At 32.5% G+C, this 16,126-nt stretch carries 17 protein-coding genes and 2 pseudogenes; 17 read left to right on the forward strand and 2 right to left on the reverse strand.

Annotated elements, in window-relative coordinates:
• Window positions 1-47 precede the first annotated feature (47 nt).
• The 10 genes from rpmH to ACJQQZ_RS08960 all read left to right on the forward strand — a co-directional run bounded on the left by rpmH (window position 48) and on the right by ACJQQZ_RS08960 (window position 8,176).
• Window positions 48-185 (forward strand): 50S ribosomal protein L34, encoded by a 138-nt coding sequence (gene rpmH / locus ACJQQZ_RS08915; protein WP_000240855.1) that lies wholly within the window; start codon window positions 48-50, stop codon window positions 183-185.
• A 222-nt stretch (window positions 186-407) separates the two neighbouring features.
• Window positions 408-755, forward strand: coding sequence for a ribonuclease P protein component (gene rnpA, locus ACJQQZ_RS08920; RefSeq protein WP_002451547.1), 348 nt, complete (start codon window positions 408-410; stop codon window positions 753-755).
• 153 nt (window positions 756-908) lie between these two features.
• Window positions 909-2,288 (forward strand): tRNA uridine-5-carboxymethylaminomethyl(34) synthesis GTPase MnmE, encoded by a 1,380-nt coding sequence (gene mnmE / locus ACJQQZ_RS08925; protein ID WP_145506189.1) that lies wholly within the window; start codon window positions 909-911, stop codon window positions 2,286-2,288.
• Between the two features lie 81 nt (window positions 2,289-2,369).
• The gene (gene mnmG, locus ACJQQZ_RS08930) at window positions 2,370-4,247 is read left to right on the forward strand and encodes a tRNA uridine-5-carboxymethylaminomethyl(34) synthesis enzyme MnmG (protein ID WP_015365426.1); all 1,878 of its coding nucleotides are present in this window, start codon (window positions 2,370-2,372) and stop codon (window positions 4,245-4,247) included.
• Window positions 4,247-4,966: a 16S rRNA (guanine(527)-N(7))-methyltransferase RsmG gene (rsmG, locus tag ACJQQZ_RS08935; protein WP_124228183.1), complete on the forward strand. Its 720-nt coding sequence runs from the start codon at window positions 4,247-4,249 to the stop codon at window positions 4,964-4,966. Before mnmG ends, rsmG begins: the two co-directional genes overlap by 1 nt.
• 42 nt (window positions 4,967-5,008) lie before the next feature.
• Window positions 5,009-5,848 (forward strand): nucleoid occlusion protein, encoded by an 840-nt coding sequence (noc, locus tag ACJQQZ_RS08940; RefSeq protein WP_002451543.1) that lies wholly within the window; start codon window positions 5,009-5,011, stop codon window positions 5,846-5,848.
• Between the two features lie 190 nt (window positions 5,849-6,038).
• Complete coding sequence (locus tag ACJQQZ_RS08945; protein WP_002451542.1) at window positions 6,039-6,398, forward strand: DUF3147 family protein; 360 nt, start codon at window positions 6,039-6,041, stop codon at window positions 6,396-6,398.
• A 16-nt stretch (window positions 6,399-6,414) separates the two neighbouring features.
• The gene (locus tag ACJQQZ_RS08950; protein ID WP_002466371.1) at window positions 6,415-6,810 is read left to right on the forward strand and encodes a DUF3147 family protein; all 396 of its coding nucleotides are present in this window, start codon (window positions 6,415-6,417) and stop codon (window positions 6,808-6,810) included.
• Window positions 6,776-7,315, forward strand: coding sequence for a TetR/AcrR family transcriptional regulator (locus tag ACJQQZ_RS08955; RefSeq protein ID WP_049425402.1), 540 nt, complete (start codon window positions 6,776-6,778; stop codon window positions 7,313-7,315). The genes ACJQQZ_RS08950 and ACJQQZ_RS08955 overlap by 35 nt, the downstream gene beginning before the upstream one ends.
• 282 nt (window positions 7,316-7,597) lie before the next feature.
• On the forward strand, window positions 7,598-8,176 hold the full coding sequence (locus ACJQQZ_RS08960; RefSeq protein ID WP_124228184.1) for an NDxxF motif lipoprotein: 579 nt from the start codon (window positions 7,598-7,600) through the stop codon (window positions 8,174-8,176).
• A gap of 61 nt (window positions 8,177-8,237) precedes the next feature.
• On the opposite strand, the gene ACJQQZ_RS08965 is transcribed toward ACJQQZ_RS08960, so the two are convergent.
• The gene (locus tag ACJQQZ_RS08965; RefSeq protein WP_075778333.1) at window positions 8,238-8,906 is read right to left on the reverse strand and encodes a YIP1 family protein; all 669 of its coding nucleotides are present in this window, start codon (window positions 8,904-8,906) and stop codon (window positions 8,238-8,240) included.
• Window positions 8,907-9,139: 233 nt separating this feature from the next.
• On the opposite strand from ACJQQZ_RS08965, the gene ACJQQZ_RS08970 reads away from it, so the two are divergent.
• Genes ACJQQZ_RS08970 through ACJQQZ_RS08980 form a run of 3 tightly spaced genes read left to right on the forward strand, consistent with a single transcriptional unit; the run spans window position 9,140 to window position 12,148 of the window.
• Window positions 9,140-10,270 (forward strand): efflux RND transporter periplasmic adaptor subunit, encoded by a 1,131-nt coding sequence (locus ACJQQZ_RS08970; RefSeq protein ID WP_124228185.1) that lies wholly within the window; start codon window positions 9,140-9,142, stop codon window positions 10,268-10,270.
• Window positions 10,267-10,953 carry an ABC transporter ATP-binding protein gene (locus ACJQQZ_RS08975; RefSeq protein WP_104681715.1) on the forward strand — a complete coding sequence of 229 codons (687 nt, stop codon included), beginning with the start codon at window positions 10,267-10,269 and terminating at the stop codon, window positions 10,951-10,953. Before ACJQQZ_RS08970 ends, ACJQQZ_RS08975 begins: the two co-directional genes overlap by 4 nt.
• A complete protein-coding gene (locus ACJQQZ_RS08980; RefSeq protein WP_002451534.1) occupies window positions 10,946-12,148 on the forward strand; it encodes an ABC transporter permease in 1,203 nt (400 codons plus the stop codon). Before ACJQQZ_RS08975 ends, ACJQQZ_RS08980 begins: the two co-directional genes overlap by 8 nt.
• Window positions 12,149-12,208: 60 nt before the next feature.
• Here ACJQQZ_RS08980 and ACJQQZ_RS08985 read toward each other — a convergent pair.
• Window positions 12,209-13,360 (reverse strand): annotated as a pseudogene (locus ACJQQZ_RS08985) (MFS transporter).
• 132 nt (window positions 13,361-13,492) lie between these two features.
• On the opposite strand from ACJQQZ_RS08985, the gene ACJQQZ_RS08990 reads away from it, so the two are divergent.
• The 4 genes and pseudogenes from ACJQQZ_RS08990 (at window position 13,493) to ACJQQZ_RS09005 (ending at window position 16,110) form a co-directional block, all read left to right on the forward strand.
• Window positions 13,493-14,311, forward strand: a complete 819-nt coding sequence (locus ACJQQZ_RS08990; RefSeq protein WP_145506183.1) for a LysR family transcriptional regulator — start codon at window positions 13,493-13,495, stop codon at window positions 14,309-14,311.
• A 194-nt stretch (window positions 14,312-14,505) separates the two neighbouring features.
• A pseudogene (locus ACJQQZ_RS08995) lies at window positions 14,506-14,610 on the forward strand (immunodominant staphylococcal antigen IsaB family protein); the annotation flags it as partial.
• A gap of 469 nt (window positions 14,611-15,079) precedes the next feature.
• On the forward strand, window positions 15,080-15,730 hold the full coding sequence (locus tag ACJQQZ_RS09000) for a DJ-1/PfpI family protein (RefSeq protein WP_242238610.1): 651 nt from the start codon (window positions 15,080-15,082) through the stop codon (window positions 15,728-15,730).
• Window positions 15,691-16,110: a hypothetical protein gene (locus tag ACJQQZ_RS09005; RefSeq protein ID WP_242238609.1), complete on the forward strand. Its 420-nt coding sequence runs from the start codon at window positions 15,691-15,693 to the stop codon at window positions 16,108-16,110. The genes ACJQQZ_RS09000 and ACJQQZ_RS09005 overlap by 40 nt, the downstream gene beginning before the upstream one ends.
• Window positions 16,111-16,126 lie beyond the last annotated feature (16 nt).

A 16,126-nucleotide genomic window follows, 5' to 3' on the forward strand; every position in this document is an offset into this window, starting at 1 on the left:
GATCCTGGAGATGTTAGATAACTTAATAAAGATGGAGGTGTTTTTACATGGTAAAACGTACTTATCAACCAAATAAACGTAAACATAGTAAAGTTCATGGTTTCAGAAAACGCATGAGCACTAAAAATGGCCGTAAAGTCTTAGCGCGCCGTCGTCGTAAAGGCCGTAAAGTTTTATCTGCATAAGATCACTGACTCATCAGTGGTCTTTTTTTTCGTTTTGAATACAGTAATTTTATTCAAACATTAACGATCAAACGTATTGTTGATTGGGTTAATTGATAGATGATAGATAAGAACTTTTGACTGAAATCAGCGTTTTCAATATAAATGCTGGTTTATTTTTGGTTAAAATTTAGATGGTTTATAATACTAAGGTAAGAGAATTTGATAAGCGAGTGATGTTTGGTGGAAAAAGCGTACCGTATAAAAAAAAATGCAGATTTTCAAAAAATATATAAAAGAGGAAAGTCTGTCGCAAATAGACAATTCGTAGTATATACCTATGATAATAAAGAACAAGAACATTTTCGCTTAGGGATTAGCGTTTCGAAAAAATTAGGTAACGCTGTTACTAGAAATAAAATTAAAAGAGCGATAAGAGAAAACTTTAAAGTGCATAAACAAGATATTATAACGAAAGATATTATCGTTATTGCAAGACAACCAGCTAAATCTATGTCCACTTTAGAAATTCAAGGTAGTTTAGAGCATGTACTTAAAATAGCTAAAGTATTTAATAAGAAAATTCAATAGGGTAGGGGAGATAGATTTTAGACTAACGTAAGTCTAACCTCAGACAACCCGAAGTCTAACCCGAACATTCCGAACAATATAATAGCTTTTTGAAATGAAACAATTTACAATATAGTATTGAAAATTTACTTGAATAAGGAGGCCAGCCTAACAATGGACTTTGATACAATTACTAGTATTTCAACGCCAATGGGCGAAGGTGCGATTGGTATTGTGAGACTTTCTGGTCCACAAGCAGTTGAAATTGGAGATAAACTATATAAAGGTAAGAAACCATTAGCAGAAGTTGATTCACATACAATAAATTACGGTCATATTATTGACCCAGAAACAAATGAGACAGTTGAAGAGGTCATGATTTCCGTCTTAAGAGCACCTAAAACATTTACTAGAGAAGATATCATTGAAATCAATTGTCATGGCGGTATTTTAACTATTAATCGCATATTAGAATTAACAATGACGCATGGCGCTCGAATGGCTGAACCAGGTGAATATACAAAACGTGCATTCTTAAATGGAAGAATTGATTTATCTCAAGCAGAAGCAGTAATGGACTTTATTCGTTCTAAGACAGATCGTGCTTCAAAAGTAGCGATGAATCAAATAGAGGGGCGTTTAAGTGATTTAATTAAACGTCAACGTCAGTCAATATTGGAGATACTTGCTCAGGTTGAGGTAAATATCGATTATCCAGAGTATGACGATGTAGAGGATGCGACGACAGAGTTCTTATTACAACAATCTAAAAATATTAAACAAGAAATTAATCAACTATTAGAAACAGGTGCACAGGGTAAAATAATGAGAGAAGGTCTCTCCACTGTTATTGTAGGCCGACCAAACGTAGGTAAGTCTTCAATGCTAAATAACCTTATTCAAGATAATAAAGCGATTGTGACGGAAGTAGCTGGTACTACAAGAGATGTATTAGAAGAATATGTTAATGTCAGAGGTGTACCACTTCGTTTAGTAGATACAGCAGGTATTCGAGATACTGAAGACATAGTAGAGAAAATTGGTGTCGAACGTTCACGTAAAGCACTAAGTCAAGCTGACTTAATCTTATTTGTATTGAATAATAATGAAGCACTAACGGAAGATGACCAAACGTTATATGATGTTGTTAAAAATGAAGATGTTATTGTAATTATCAATAAAACAGATTTAGAAACACATCTAGATATTAATGAAGTCAAAGCAATGATTGGTGACACACCATTAATCCAAACTTCTATGCTAAAACAAGAAGGTATTGATGAATTAGAAATACAAATCAGAGATTTATTCTTTGGTGGAGATGTTCAAAACCAAGACATGACTTATGTATCTAACTCACGCCATATTTCATTACTTAAACAAGCAAGACAATCAATCCAAGATGCGATTGATGCAGCCGAATCAGGTATACCAATGGATATGGTACAAATCGATTTAACACGCACTTGGGAGATTTTAGGTGAAATTATTGGCGAATCTGCAAGTGATGAATTAATTGATCAGTTATTTAGTCAATTCTGTTTAGGTAAATAGCGAATATAAATAGGGAAGTTCATCCAGTAGGGGTATATTTCTCAGACAAATAGATGAATGTTTAATAAGGAGGTTCAACAATTGGTTCAAGAATATGATGTAATTGTAATTGGTGCAGGCCATGCTGGAATAGAAGCAGGTTTAGCATCAGCAAGACGTGGCGCTAAAACATTAATGTTAACAATCAATTTAGATAATATTGCCTTTATGCCATGTAATCCATCAGTAGGTGGCCCGGCTAAAGGGATTGTTGTACGTGAAATTGATGCATTAGGTGGCCAAATGGCTAAGACAATAGATAAAACGCATATCCAAATGCGTATGTTAAATACAGGTAAAGGACCAGCTGTTAGAGCATTACGTGCACAAGCTGATAAAGTGCTATACCAACAAGAGATGAAGAATGTTATCGAGGATGAAGATAACTTAGATATCATGCAAGGTATGGTAGATGAATTAATTATTGAAGATGACGAAGTTAAAGGTGTACGTACAAATATCGGTACAGAGTATCGCTCTAAAGCAGTGGTTATTACGACTGGTACATTTTTACGTGGTGAAATCATCTTAGGTAACATGAAGTACTCAAGTGGTCCAAATCACCAATTACCATCTGTCACATTAGCAGATAATTTAAGAGGATTAGGTTTCGAGGTTGTACGTTTTAAAACGGGAACACCACCACGTGTTAACTCTAAAACAATCGATTACTCAAAAACTGAGATCCAACCTGGTGATGATGTAGGACGTGCTTTCAGTTATGAAACGACAGAGTATATTTTAGACCAGTTACCATGTTGGTTAACTTATACTAATGATAAAACACATCAAGTGATTGACGACAACTTACATTTATCTGCAATGTACTCTGGAATGATAAAAGGTACAGGTCCAAGATATTGTCCATCAATCGAAGACAAATTTGTACGTTTCAATGATAAACCACGCCATCAATTATTCTTAGAACCAGAGGGACGTAATACTAATGAAGTATACGTACAAGGATTATCAACAAGTCTACCTGAACACGTTCAAAGACAAATGTTAGAGACGATACCTGGGTTAGAAAAAGCAGATATGATGCGTGCAGGTTATGCCATTGAATATGATGCAATTGTTCCAACTCAATTATGGCCGACGCTAGAAACAAAAATGATTAAGAATTTATATACTGCTGGCCAAATTAACGGCACATCAGGTTATGAAGAAGCGGCTGGACAAGGAATTATGGCTGGTATTAATGCAGCAGGTAAAGTATTAGGTAAAGAAGAGAAAATCTTAAGTCGTTCCGATGCATATATTGGTGTACTAATCGATGATTTAGTGACAAAAGGTACAAATGAACCATATCGTTTATTAACATCACGTGCAGAATACCGTTTATTATTACGTCATGATAATGCTGACTTACGTCTTACAGATTTAGGACATGAGCTAGGTTTAATTTCAGATGAACGTTATGCGCAGTTTAATCATAAGCGTCAACAAATAAAAGATGAAATTCAAAGATTAACAGATATCCGTATCAAACCAAATGACCATACGCAATCAGTGATCGAAGCAAATGGTGGTTCTAAACTTAAAGATGGTATATTAGCTATCGATTTATTACGTAGACCTGAAATGACATATGATACGATATTAGAAATCTTGGAAGAAGATCATCAATTACCTTCAGAAGTTGAAGAACAAGTTGAAATTCAAACAAAATATGAAGGTTATATCAATAAATCATTACAACAAGTTGAAAAAGTAAAACGTATGGAACAAAAGAAAATTCCTGAAGACTTAGACTATAGTAAAGTTGATAGTTTAGCTTCAGAAGCTAGAGAAAAACTAGCTGAAGTTAAGCCACTCAATATTGCGCAAGCTTCAAGAATTTCTGGCGTTAACCCAGCTGATATTTCAATTTTACTTGTATATTTAGAACAAGGAAAACTTCAAAGGGTGAATCAATAATGAGTATAGAATGGCTATCTGAGAAATTAAAAGAACACAACATCGAATTATCGAACACTCAAAAGGAGCAATTTCAAACTTATTATCAGCTACTTGTTGAATGGAATGAAAAGATGAATTTGACAAGTATTACAGATGAACATGAAGTGTATTTAAAGCATTTTTATGATTCAATCACACCAAGTTTCTATTATGACTTTAAGGATTCATTATCAATATGTGATGTGGGTGCAGGTGCAGGTTTCCCAAGTATTCCATTGAAAATCATCTTCCCTGAGTTGAAAGTGACAATAGTCGATTCATTAAATAAGCGTATCCAATTTTTAAATCATTTAGCAGACGCTTTAGGTCTCCAAGATGTGAGTTTTGTGCATGATCGTGCAGAAACCTTTGGTAAGGGAGACTACAGGGAGTCTTACGATATCGTTACTGCCCGCGCTGTTGCGCGTCTAACTGTATTAAGTGAATTGTGTCTACCTTTAGCTAAAAAAGGTGGTCAATTCATAGCTTTAAAATCATCTAAAGGTGAAGAAGAATTAGACGAAGCTCAATTTGCAATTAATGTATTAGGTGGCAATGTTAAAGAAACCTTTAACTTTGAATTGCCAGAAGAAGCGGGAGAAAGACAAATGATTGTCATTGATAAACGACGCCAAACATCTAAGAAATACCCAAGAAAACCAGGTACACCCAATAAATCTCCTTTACTTGAAAAGTAAGATATGATGATATAGAAATGAATGAGAGGGAGCGAATGGATTATGAAGAAACCTTTTTCAAAATTATTTGGTTTAAAAAACAAAGATGACATCATGGGTTCTATTGAAGAAGACCGAAATAATAATGTTGAGTCCATTCATATTGAACGTATCGTACCTAATCGTTATCAACCTAGACAAGTATTTGAACCAAGTAAAATACATGAACTTGCAGAATCAATTAAAGAACATGGATTATTACAACCGATTGTAGTTAGACCTATTGAAGAAGATATGTTCGAAATTATTGCAGGTGAACGCAGATTTAGAGCAATGCAATCTTTAAATATGTCTCAAGCAGATGTCATTATCCGAGATATGGATGATGAAGAAACTGCAGTGGTTGCATTAATTGAAAATATTCAACGTGAAAACTTATCCGTAGTCGAAGAAGCGGAAGCATATAAAAAGCTACTTGAACTTGGTGATGTAACACAGAGTGAATTAGCGAAAAGTTTAGGTAAAAGCCAAAGCTTCATTGCTAATAAGCTACGCTTACTAAAATTAGCACCTAAAGTCATTACAAGATTAAGAGAAGGTAAAATAACTGAACGACATGCACGTGCTGTACTCGTATTATCCGAAGAAGATCAAGAAGCATTAATTGAACAGGTCATAGCTCAAAAGCTTAATGTGAAGCAAACAGAAGATAAAGTACGTCAAAAGACAGGACCTGAAAAGATTAAAGCACAGTCATTCCAATTCTCACAAGATGTAACGCAAGCAAGAGATGAAGTAGGTAAAAGTATCGAAGCAATTCAACAATCGGGCTTACACGTTGAACAAAAAGATAGAGATCACGATGATTATTATGAAATTAAAATCAGAATTTATAAGAAGTAAGTAGCACTCCTTTTGTCATTGAGATGAAAGGAGTTTTTATTATGATTTAATATTTATAGAGAGTTCAAACTAGCTAAGTAATAATTAGAAAATTAGGTCTATTGATTTTATTGTTTACAATTGATAAAGTGCGTTTTACACTAAAAGTAAACGAAACGTTTCGTTTAATAATTAGCAAAGAAGGATTATTGTGTTCGGAATATCTATATCAAGTGCGATACTTCATTTTGTAATCGGTGGATTTGCGGTTGCTTTAGCATCAATTATGGCAGAGAAAGTTGGCGGTAAACTAGGTGGTATTATAGCTACAATGCCCGCAGTCTACTTAGCAGCAGTGATAGCATTAACCATAGATCATGAGGGCGATGAACTCATTAAAATGTCTATGCATTTAAGTACAGGCGCGATAGTAGGTATTATATCGTGTATTTTAACTGTATTTTTTACCTCAATTTTTATTTATAAGAAAGACTATAAAAGTGGTACAGTATTTGCCATATTGTGTTGGCTTGTCATTTCTGTGGCGATTTTTGTAGTAAGACATATATAAAAGGAGGTACATTTTAATGAAATTAACAATTATTAAATTTTTAGTTGGTGGATTAGCAGTATTAATTAGTTATATCGTCTCAGTGGTACTTCCTTGGAAAGAATTCGGAGGAATATTTGCTACTTTCCCGGCAGTGTTTTTAGTATCTATGTGCATTTCTGGAATGCAATATGGTAACAAAGTGGCAATGCATGTGAGTCGAGGAGCAGTCTTTGGTATGACTGGCGTTCTGTTTAGTATATTAGCAACATGGGCAATGCTCAACGTAACACATATGTGGTTGCTTAGCATTATTGTTGGATTTATAGTATGGTTTGTAAGTGCATTTATAATATTTGAAATCGTGGAGTACGTAGCACGTAAAAGAAGGGAAAAATATGGCTGGAAGACCGAAAGACCCAACAGTAAATAAAAAAATTTATGAAGAGATTAATCGCTTGTTAGAAACAACACATTTTAAAAATATGACGATAGATCAAATTGCAGAGAACACGAGTGTCTCTAAGGCAACCATATATCGTCGTTGGAAAGACAAAGAGTCAATGATTGTAGATATGTTCGTAGATCAATCACGAATCATTGAACCAGAATATGGCAATCTGTTTGATAGTCTATATGATTTTCTAATTAAAGTTATGAAAATCTATAAGACACCATTAGGTAGTGCTGTTATTGAAATATTGATAAGCAATCAACAGACAGAAGCACGAGAAAAATTTATGAGAGATTACTTTGAACATAATAGAACGATTTTAAAATCCATCATTAGTCAACATATCGAAGAAGACAATCAAGATTTATTTATCGATATCATTTTCTCTCCTATTTATTTCAATATATTAATCAAACCGCAGTCTCTGACAAAAGCATATATAGAGAAAATGTTAAAAATGATTTTAAAAGCATATGACGTATAGTTATAGTTCGATAGCGTTCCTGACAAAGGAGCGTTTTTATTTTGAAATAATATATAAAGGGTAGTCTAAGGTAAGTCTTTCAAATGTTGATTTGACAAGGTGTAAAAACATTTTGACAGAACAACTCTTTATTCTAGTAAGTGGTGGTTATGGAGCAATAGGAGGGCTAAGTATTTATTTAGCTTTTAAATTTTTGTAAGTGAAATAGAAAATATTTTTACATTTTAAATGTCCTTTGATAGCATATATTTTAATAATAAATATAATTTAAAGGATGGTTGCATGCGTTATAAAAGGCTAACATCGGTATTACTTACGTCATCTTTGATATTAGGAGCATGTTCTGGACATGATGATCATGAAAAGATAAATAAAAATGACGATGAAAAGTTACCACCTATTCCTAAGAAAGTGTTTGTAGATCAACAATCGAATAAGCAATTATCTGAAAAGGAATTAAAGAATAGTATTAAGACATACTTAAATACGAATAAGGATTTAGCAGACAATATTACTGATTTAGGCTCAGAAACTAAACTCAATAAAAAAGATAAAAAGAAACTAAATAAATTACAACATATGTCTAAAGAAAATGATCAAAACTTTGAAGATTATATTAGAAAAAATGAATTACCTAAAGGATATAAAGAAGGTACTGAATTAACAGGAAAATATACTAAAGAAACCAATGACTATTTAAATCAATTAACTTCAAAATTACAAAAGTTAGATAAAAAAGATACAAAAGAAATCGATAAATTAAATTCAAAATATAAAGATAAAGTAAACGGTAAACAACAGAAGAAAGTAGAGAACTTCTTAAAAGATAAAGATATTGAAACAAAAGCATTTGAAAAGTAATTGAATATAATCAATAAAAAATTCCCAGTTCCGAAGCGGTTCTGGGAATTTTTAATATTGATTACATACCAGATAAACTTTGCATGGAATCCTGCATACCTGCACCAATTAAGCCAAAGCCAATAGTTAATACTAAGGCAACTACTGCCCAAATAATAGATGCTTTTTTAGATAATTTACTAGTACCAAAATAAACTGCAAATATTAAATAAGCTGATAATAAGTTAGATAAACTGAATGGTACTAAGTAATTATTTCCTTTATCAAATACATTGAGACTATCTAATTGTGTTTCTGGAATAGTTAAACCAAACAAGGCTTGAATACCGTATACGATAATTGTAAAAACTACTGTAATTATTGAATATGAAATTGTAGCGGAAAAAATCTGAATAGCACTTGCATCAGATTTCATAATTTTTGAAATAACTAAGAAGATAACGAAAGTTATTAGTAATCCAAAAATAATTGCTCCAATAGATTGCCCGATAAAAGTTGCTACATTAAATTGGTTTTGCTTATCAATTTCAGATTGACTTAAACCTGCTTGCTTCAAGGCTTTGGTATTATCTGTAATATTTAATGCTAATGCCATAGATACAAAAGTTAAAACAATAAATATGATTAACTTTACAAGCCATTTTGGATTTTGTCGTATCTTTCTAAAATGGTCTACAAAAGGTAAGTTAGATTGTGATGCTTCAGGTTGTGTTGTATTCGTTTGTTCCATATATGTATCTCCCCTTATTGTTATTTTAATAACAGAATAACATTGTTAAATAATTTTTAAAATATCAATTTTTATTTTAAATAAGTATAAAAAATAGAGTAAGTAAAAGAAATACAAAAACTTTTTCATTATTATCAAACTTAAAATAAGCTTAAATCTCCTTAAATTAAATATATATAATAATTAAAGTATGTTATCATGCAAAATATAATACATTTTAAGGAGCATAGGACATGAAGAAAAACATATTATGGAGTATTATCGGCGTGGCAATCATTCTACTTCTAGTTATTGCAGCGTTCATCGTGAAACAGACAACAGGCTCTGGTAATAAAGATAGTAAAGGTTACGATACATATACAGTTAAGAAAGAAACACCGATTAGTCTAGAGGGGAAAGCGTCTCCGAAATCGGTCAAAACATATAATAACAATAGTCAAATTGGCACATTCCAGAGTCCAGCCGTTGATGACGGTCAAAAGGTCAAACAAGGGGACCGTCTTATCAGTTATGATACGAACAATAGTAAGCGTCAACAACTCGCAAACAAAGTGGATCAAGCACAACAACAAGTGAATGATGATTATCAAAAAATCAATCAAAGTCCTAACAATAATGAGCTTCAATCTAAACTGACACAAGATCAAAGTTCACTTAACGAAGCACAACAACAACTGGCACAACATGATAAACAAATGAACGATAGTATTTATGCGGCATTTGATGGTAAGGTCAATATTAAAAATGGGGAAGATGCTGGTGACGGACAACCTGTCTTACAACTTATTTCAGACAATCCACAAATTAAATCAACTGTCACGGAGTTTGATGTTGAGAAAATCAAAGAAGGTGACAAAGTCGATGTCACAGTTAATAGTAATGGTAAAAAAGGTAAAGGTAAGATCCTTAAAATAGATGAATTACCAACGAGTTATGATGACAGCGCTAGTGGTGAAACAAGTGGCGCACAAGCAAGTGCAGGTAGCCAAGGTGACGAAGGACAAGATGGTGGTAGTGCCGCACAAGCTTCAAATCCAACGGTAAATAATCCATCTGGTGGTAAAGAAGGCGATACATCTAAATACAATGTCATTATTGGTGATTTAGATATTCCAGTACGTTCAGGTTTCTCAATGGACGCGAAAATTCCATTAAAATCTTTAAAACTACCTAACGATGCTTTAACAAAAGATAACGATGTCTTTGTATTAGATAAAAATAATAAAGTTCACAAACGTGATATTAAAATCGACCGCAACAATGGCCAAATTATTGTGAAAAAAGGTCTTAAAGCAGGTGACAAAGTCATCAAAAACCCTAAAGGTAATTTAAATGATGGAGAAAAAGTTGAGGTGTCATCATGATTGAATTGAAAAAAATCAATCGACATTTCAAAAATGGTGACGAAACGAATCATATTTTAAAAGATATTGATATTCATATTGATGAAGGTGAATTTATCGCGATTATGGGACCATCAGGGTCAGGTAAAAGTACATTAATTAATATTTTAGGATTTATTGACCGTGGTTATGAAGGCGATTACCTTTTTAACGGTGACAATTATAAAAAAGCATCAGATAATCGTCTCGCAACGATACGAAATCTTACGGTAGGATTTGTGTTTCAAAACTTTAAATTAATTCAAAATAATACCATTCTTGAAAATGTCAGTATTCCACTCATATATAATGGAATGAGTAGTAAAGACCGTAAAGCCAAAGTGTTAAAAGGATTGGAAGATGTTGGTCTACATCAGAAGGAAGACTTACTTCCTAATAAATTATCAGGGGGACAACAACAACGTGTCGCGATTGCGAGAGCGATTATTAATGAACCTAAATTTATCATTGCCGATGAGCCAACAGGGGCATTAGATTCAAAAACATCAAAAGATATTATGGATTTGTTTGTGTCGTTAAACAAAGAAAAAGGAACAACCATGATTATGGTAACCCACGATCGTGAGGTAGCGAATAAAGCTGATCGTATTATTCATATTTTAGATGGTCGTGTGAAAGAGGAAGAGGTGTTGACGCATGAATAACTTTTCTAATATTTTATCCGTCGCCTTTCGCTCTATTTTAAAAAATAAGCGTCGTAATATCTTTACGATGATTGGTATTATTATCGGTATAGCGGCCGTGATTACAATTATGGCTTTAGGTAATGGCTTTAAAAAATCAACGACAGAACAGTTTGACGACGCTGGTGCAGGTAAAAATCAGGCATCGATATCATATATGACACAAGACATGAGCGCACCGAAAGACAATCCATTTAAACAAGAAGATATTAGTGTTGTAGAACAAATTAATGGTGTCAAAAGTGCAAAAATTAAAGAAAGCGAAGATAGTACATACTCTGCCAAAGTAACGAATACACATGGCAGTGGTGAAATCAGTTTAAAAAAGGCTTCTCATGTGTCAGGGGTCGATGAAGGCCATGGTTTTACGAAAGATGATAACGATACACAGGAGAAAGTCGTCGTGATTGATAGTAAAGTGGCGAAAAAGGTATTTCACAATGCGAAAGCAGCTGTTGGCAAATCCATTTATATTAATGGTGAAGGATTTAAAGTGGTTGGTGTTGGCGATGCAAGTGGTCAAGATGCGAATGGTATGCCACTTGAATCGGTCGTTCAAATGCCAACTAAAACAGCGGATCACTACATGAGCAACTTATCTCAAGGGACGCCACAACTATTAGTAACTGTTAACGATGGTGAAAATAAGAAAGATGTTGGTAAGAAAGTTGAAAAAGAGCTGAATAAAAAAGGTACGGGCGTATCTGATGGCCAATATAGCTTTGCGGATAATGAAGAGATGATGAAAGGTATTGGCAAAGTATTAGATATGATCACCTACTTCGTCGCAGCTGTGGCGGGTATCTCATTATTTATTGCCGGAATAGGTGTTATGAATGTGATGTATATTTCTGTAACCGAACGAACAGAGGAAATTGCGATACGACGTGCCTTTGGTGCCAAAGGTCGAGATATCGAAATCCAGTTCTTAGTAGAAAGTGTTGTATTGTGTCTACTCGGTGGTATTATCGGACTGATACTCGGTATTATTATTGCCACACTTGTCGATTTAGCAACACCAGATATGGTTAAGAGTTCCGTCAGTCTCGGGTCAGTCATCTTAGCAGTGGGCGTATCCACATTAATTGGTATCGTCTTCGGTTGGATCCCAGCTAGAGCAGCTTCTAAAAAAGAATTGATTGATATTATTAAATAGTTAACAAAAGCAGTGAACGTAAAAATTACGTGTCACTGCTTTTTAATATAAAAGCTACTATCAAGAACTGTTATTACTTTTGGTATTCAATATATTGATTGTTTGAATTATAACTCCGATAAAAGCAATTAAAATAGCACCATAAATAAGATAGAGTACATTATTGGCAGTGAATAGTATTAGCCCACCTATGGCAGAACCAATAGCACTTCCTAAATAATTGATAGAACTATTTAGTGCTACTGCTGCACTCCCATGTTCTTTATAGTTGTGAAGTAATATATACTGCTGGGGTGCTTGTGTTGACCATCCCATAGCCCCCCATAATATAAAGGGTAAGAAACTTAATATAGGTATTTTAATAACAATAATAATAAGGACAAAGCTAATAATTAATGTAAGTAAAATAATAAACATCAGTAATCTGGTATTTTTAAATTTATCTATAACATAACCTATGCTAAGGCTACCTATAAGTCCACCGATGCCCCAGGCAGATAAATAAAATACTAAATTTTCAAAATTACCATTAGCTTTTATAATATCAGCTAAATAAGTATATAATCCTAAACTAGCAATGGATGCACAGAGTGTAACTGAGACAATTCTAATTACATTTATATTATTAAATAGTTTGAATCGATATTTTAAATCAGGCGGAGCCTGTACTTAAAAAGTCGGCATATATATTAATATGCTTATTAGTGCTAAAATGCTTATCAATACTATAATTAACATTGTTATGCGCCAACTTGCTATTTTTGAAATTTCTAACCCTAAAGGTACACCGATAACAGTACCTATACTCATACCAGCTACTGTAAAAGCAACGGCTTTCCCTTTGTGAGATGATGATACTAGTTGGCTGCTAGAGCTAATAGCTATTGGTGAAAATACACCTGCACCTAATCCAGCTATAGATCTTGAAAAGATATAAATAGGATAATTAGGTGAGAAGGCTGTTATAAGGTTTGCTAAAGCAAAAATACTAATTGCTATTATTAAAATATGCTTCACTTGTCTTTTAGCCAATAAAATAGAAAAAAGTGGTGCTGAAATTGCGAACAATAGAGTAAAGACTGTAACACCTTGTCCAATTTCAGAACTGCTTTTATTAAAACTTTTACTCATTTCTGGTAATAGTCCTGCTACAATATAAGCATCCATTCCCAAAGCAAGCATACCTATTGTTAAAATCCATATTTTTTTCATGTTTTTCTCCTTTAACTATTTTAGTATTGTAATTTGTTATGTTTTTGAATATAAAGGATAAAATGGTTTAAAAGAATAATTAATGTTTTAATATGGGTATAAACAAATTTTTAATACCTTGGAGCGCCAGTTATGAATATTGATTATATTTATGATTCTATCAAAGTAGCAGAATACAAAAGTTTAAATAAAGCATCGCATACTTTAAATATAAGTACCCCAGCATTAAGTAAAAGAATAAACAGTATAGAAGATTATTTTAATAGTGTTTTATTTATTAGAACGGTAAATGGTATATTTTTAAATGAACAAGGTGAAATTGTATTAGATCTCTTCAAAAAAATTAATAAATCTATTGAAAGTACAAAATTTCAAATCAATGACCACCAAAGCGAGATTTTGAAAATAGGAGTAATACCAAGTTTTTCCTTAATTAAATTACAGAATAATTATAAAGATAGTTTATCAACTATAGTTATTGAAAATAGTACATCAATTTTATTAGAGAAATTAAATAAAGGTTATTTAGATGTCATTATTGGAGATATTACAAATATAAATAACGCAGATATAGTGACACAAGAAATATATCAAGAAGAATTCGTTATAGTTTTTCCTATAGATTCAAAAATAAAATATGAACACATTAATTCTATACATCAATTGCAGAATGAAATGATTTATATACAATCTCCACCATGTGATACTTTTAAATTTTTAGATGATAATGTTAATTTAACTAAATTAAATGTAATGTATAAAGAAAACTACGAGTCGATATTAGCGAACATAAAAGCAAATAAAGGTATAACAGTCATGCCAAATTTTCTAAGTAAAGAAGGGATTGATACGTTAAATTTATCTATAAATCATTTAAGAGATAAAAGAATTGTTGGAGTTGCATCTTACGATAGAAATAAATTAAGAGAAATTTATAAATTAATTAAATAGTTAGTATTCTGTGACTTATTGCAATATTTCTTTTAGAAAGACATTTAACTATTAAAGTAATGTTAATAATGAATACTTTATCAAAGCGTTTGTTAACAGGTACTTTAGCAGTTGGGGTGACTTTAGGTTTAGGCGTTGGTGTTGAAGAATCTATACATCATTAGGCTCATGCAACCACGTAACCATATTATAATTATCATGGTTATGCAGGCAATGATACTAGTTTTGTATTATCTAATAAATTTAAGGAAGCAGTTAAGGCAAATAACGTTACTTTTAATGGTAAGAAAATAGTCTAAACCAAAGGTAATGGAGAAGTGAATATTTATGATCAAACGTTTTATGGGGTAACAAAGTCAGGAAAAAGTGCATCTGGTGTTTCTATTAATGTAAAAGATAATTTATCATACACAGATATAAAAAATCATATGGTAATACTTTAATAAGAATGGATCTTTATCAAACGTCAGCTAAGGAAAAATCAGTATTAAGTTATAAACCAACAAATCAAGGACCCGGCGTGATATTTAGTATAAAAAATAATAAAGTGACAAATATAAATATTACGCACAGTGGTATTGGATTTTAAATCATAAATGTTATAAAAAAATAGAATTTTGAATGATATAGGCCATCAAATGGTATTAGTTAAAGCCATTTGATGGCTTTTTAAGATTTGTTTAATTGAGGTCATTATAATAGTAAATGCAAATTAATATCGGTTAGCATGATATATGCATTGATAAATAGTTATGAGGAGAGATAGAGATGAAAGTTCAGATTTTATTATTTGATGAGGTAGACATTTTAGATGTAATGGCGCCATATGAGGTATTATTAGCTGCCACTGAATATACGGATGAGACGATAGATGTGAGATTTGTGAGTATCGATGAAAGACGAACATTTAAAAACGGTATTAGTAATTATGAATTACAAGCTGAAACAACACTTGATACTCAAACAACTGGATTAGTCTTAATACCAGGGGCTTCTGGTTCAATAAATATGGAAAGTGAGACCTCTATACCATTTAAATTGAGTAAAATAGCGAATCAAGGTATGACAGATAAAATTAAAGAGGTCCATCGCAACCCGAATATGACAATTGCTAGTGTATGTGGTGGTGGCGTATTATTAGCCATGGCAGATATTATTAAGGACAGACATGTTACAGCACACTTTATGGGACTAGATTTGCTTGAAGGGGCTGGTGCACATGTAGTTAATGCACGTGTAGTAGATGATGGCGACATTGTTTCAGGTGCAGGTGTAACGTCAGGATTAGATTTAGCATTTTATTTGGTTGAAAGAGAATTAGGACCACAAATTGCGTACGAGATTGAACGCCTATACCAATACGAAAAACGTGGCACAGCGTGGAAAAATGTTGGACAGGCTCCTCTAAGTTATCTATAAATCAATCTACGGCAACAGAAGAAGATGTAAGTGAACAAACACCACAAATTGATGGAGAAGAAGCGGATTATCATCAATTACTTGGCTATTGGAATGTAACTATTAAGACGCCGATAGTAGTATTAAATATTGAATATCATTTCTATGAAAAAGACCACCAAATATATGGAGTTGCTATTGATCAAAGTGATAAAGATAATATTTCTGAACTTAACAATATTCAAATCAATCAAAATAATGTCACTTGGCAACAAAATGTAAAAAAACCAATGAAACTCAACTTAAAATTTAATGTTTCTCTAGATAGTACCAAAATGAAAGGCAACGCTAAAATGGGATTTGTCTCTTCGAAATTAGAAGGACAAAAAATTAATAAATAATATTGCAGAGGTTTAA

Source organism: Staphylococcus sp. KUGN1 (assembly GCF_045984185.1).
In the GTDB taxonomy this organism is placed as follows: domain Bacteria; phylum Bacillota; class Bacilli; order Staphylococcales; family Staphylococcaceae; genus Staphylococcus; species Staphylococcus warneri_A.

Excerpts from the sequence above, each read along its gene's own strand:
- ACJQQZ_RS08970 (WP_124228185.1), top strand. The coding sequence starts at position 9,140 with ATGAAGAAAAACATATTATGGAGTATTATCGGCGTGGCAATCATTCTA.
- mnmE (WP_145506189.1), top strand. The coding sequence starts at position 909 with ATGGACTTTGATACAATTACTAGTATTTCAACGCCAATGGGCGAAGGT.
- ACJQQZ_RS08975 (WP_104681715.1), top strand. The coding sequence starts at position 10,267 with ATGATTGAATTGAAAAAAATCAATCGACATTTCAAAAATGGTGACGAA.
- ACJQQZ_RS08950 (WP_002466371.1), top strand. The coding sequence starts at position 6,415 with ATGAAATTAACAATTATTAAATTTTTAGTTGGTGGATTAGCAGTATTA.
- ACJQQZ_RS08960 (WP_124228184.1), top strand. The coding sequence starts at position 7,598 with ATGCGTTATAAAAGGCTAACATCGGTATTACTTACGTCATCTTTGATA.
- rpmH (WP_000240855.1), top strand. The coding sequence starts at position 48 with ATGGTAAAACGTACTTATCAACCAAATAAACGTAAACATAGTAAAGTT.
- ACJQQZ_RS09000 (WP_242238610.1), top strand. The coding sequence starts at position 15,080 with ATGAAAGTTCAGATTTTATTATTTGATGAGGTAGACATTTTAGATGTA.
- noc (WP_002451543.1), top strand. The coding sequence starts at position 5,009 with ATGAAGAAACCTTTTTCAAAATTATTTGGTTTAAAAAACAAAGATGAC.
- ACJQQZ_RS08965 (WP_075778333.1), bottom strand. The coding sequence starts at position 8,906 with ATGGAACAAACGAATACAACACAACCTGAAGCATCACAATCTAACTTA.
- ACJQQZ_RS08990 (WP_145506183.1), top strand. The coding sequence starts at position 13,493 with ATGAATATTGATTATATTTATGATTCTATCAAAGTAGCAGAATACAAA.
- ACJQQZ_RS08955 (WP_049425402.1), top strand. The coding sequence starts at position 6,776 with ATGGCTGGAAGACCGAAAGACCCAACAGTAAATAAAAAAATTTATGAA.
- ACJQQZ_RS08980 (WP_002451534.1), top strand. The coding sequence starts at position 10,946 with ATGAATAACTTTTCTAATATTTTATCCGTCGCCTTTCGCTCTATTTTA.
- rsmG (WP_124228183.1), top strand. The coding sequence starts at position 4,247 with ATGAGTATAGAATGGCTATCTGAGAAATTAAAAGAACACAACATCGAA.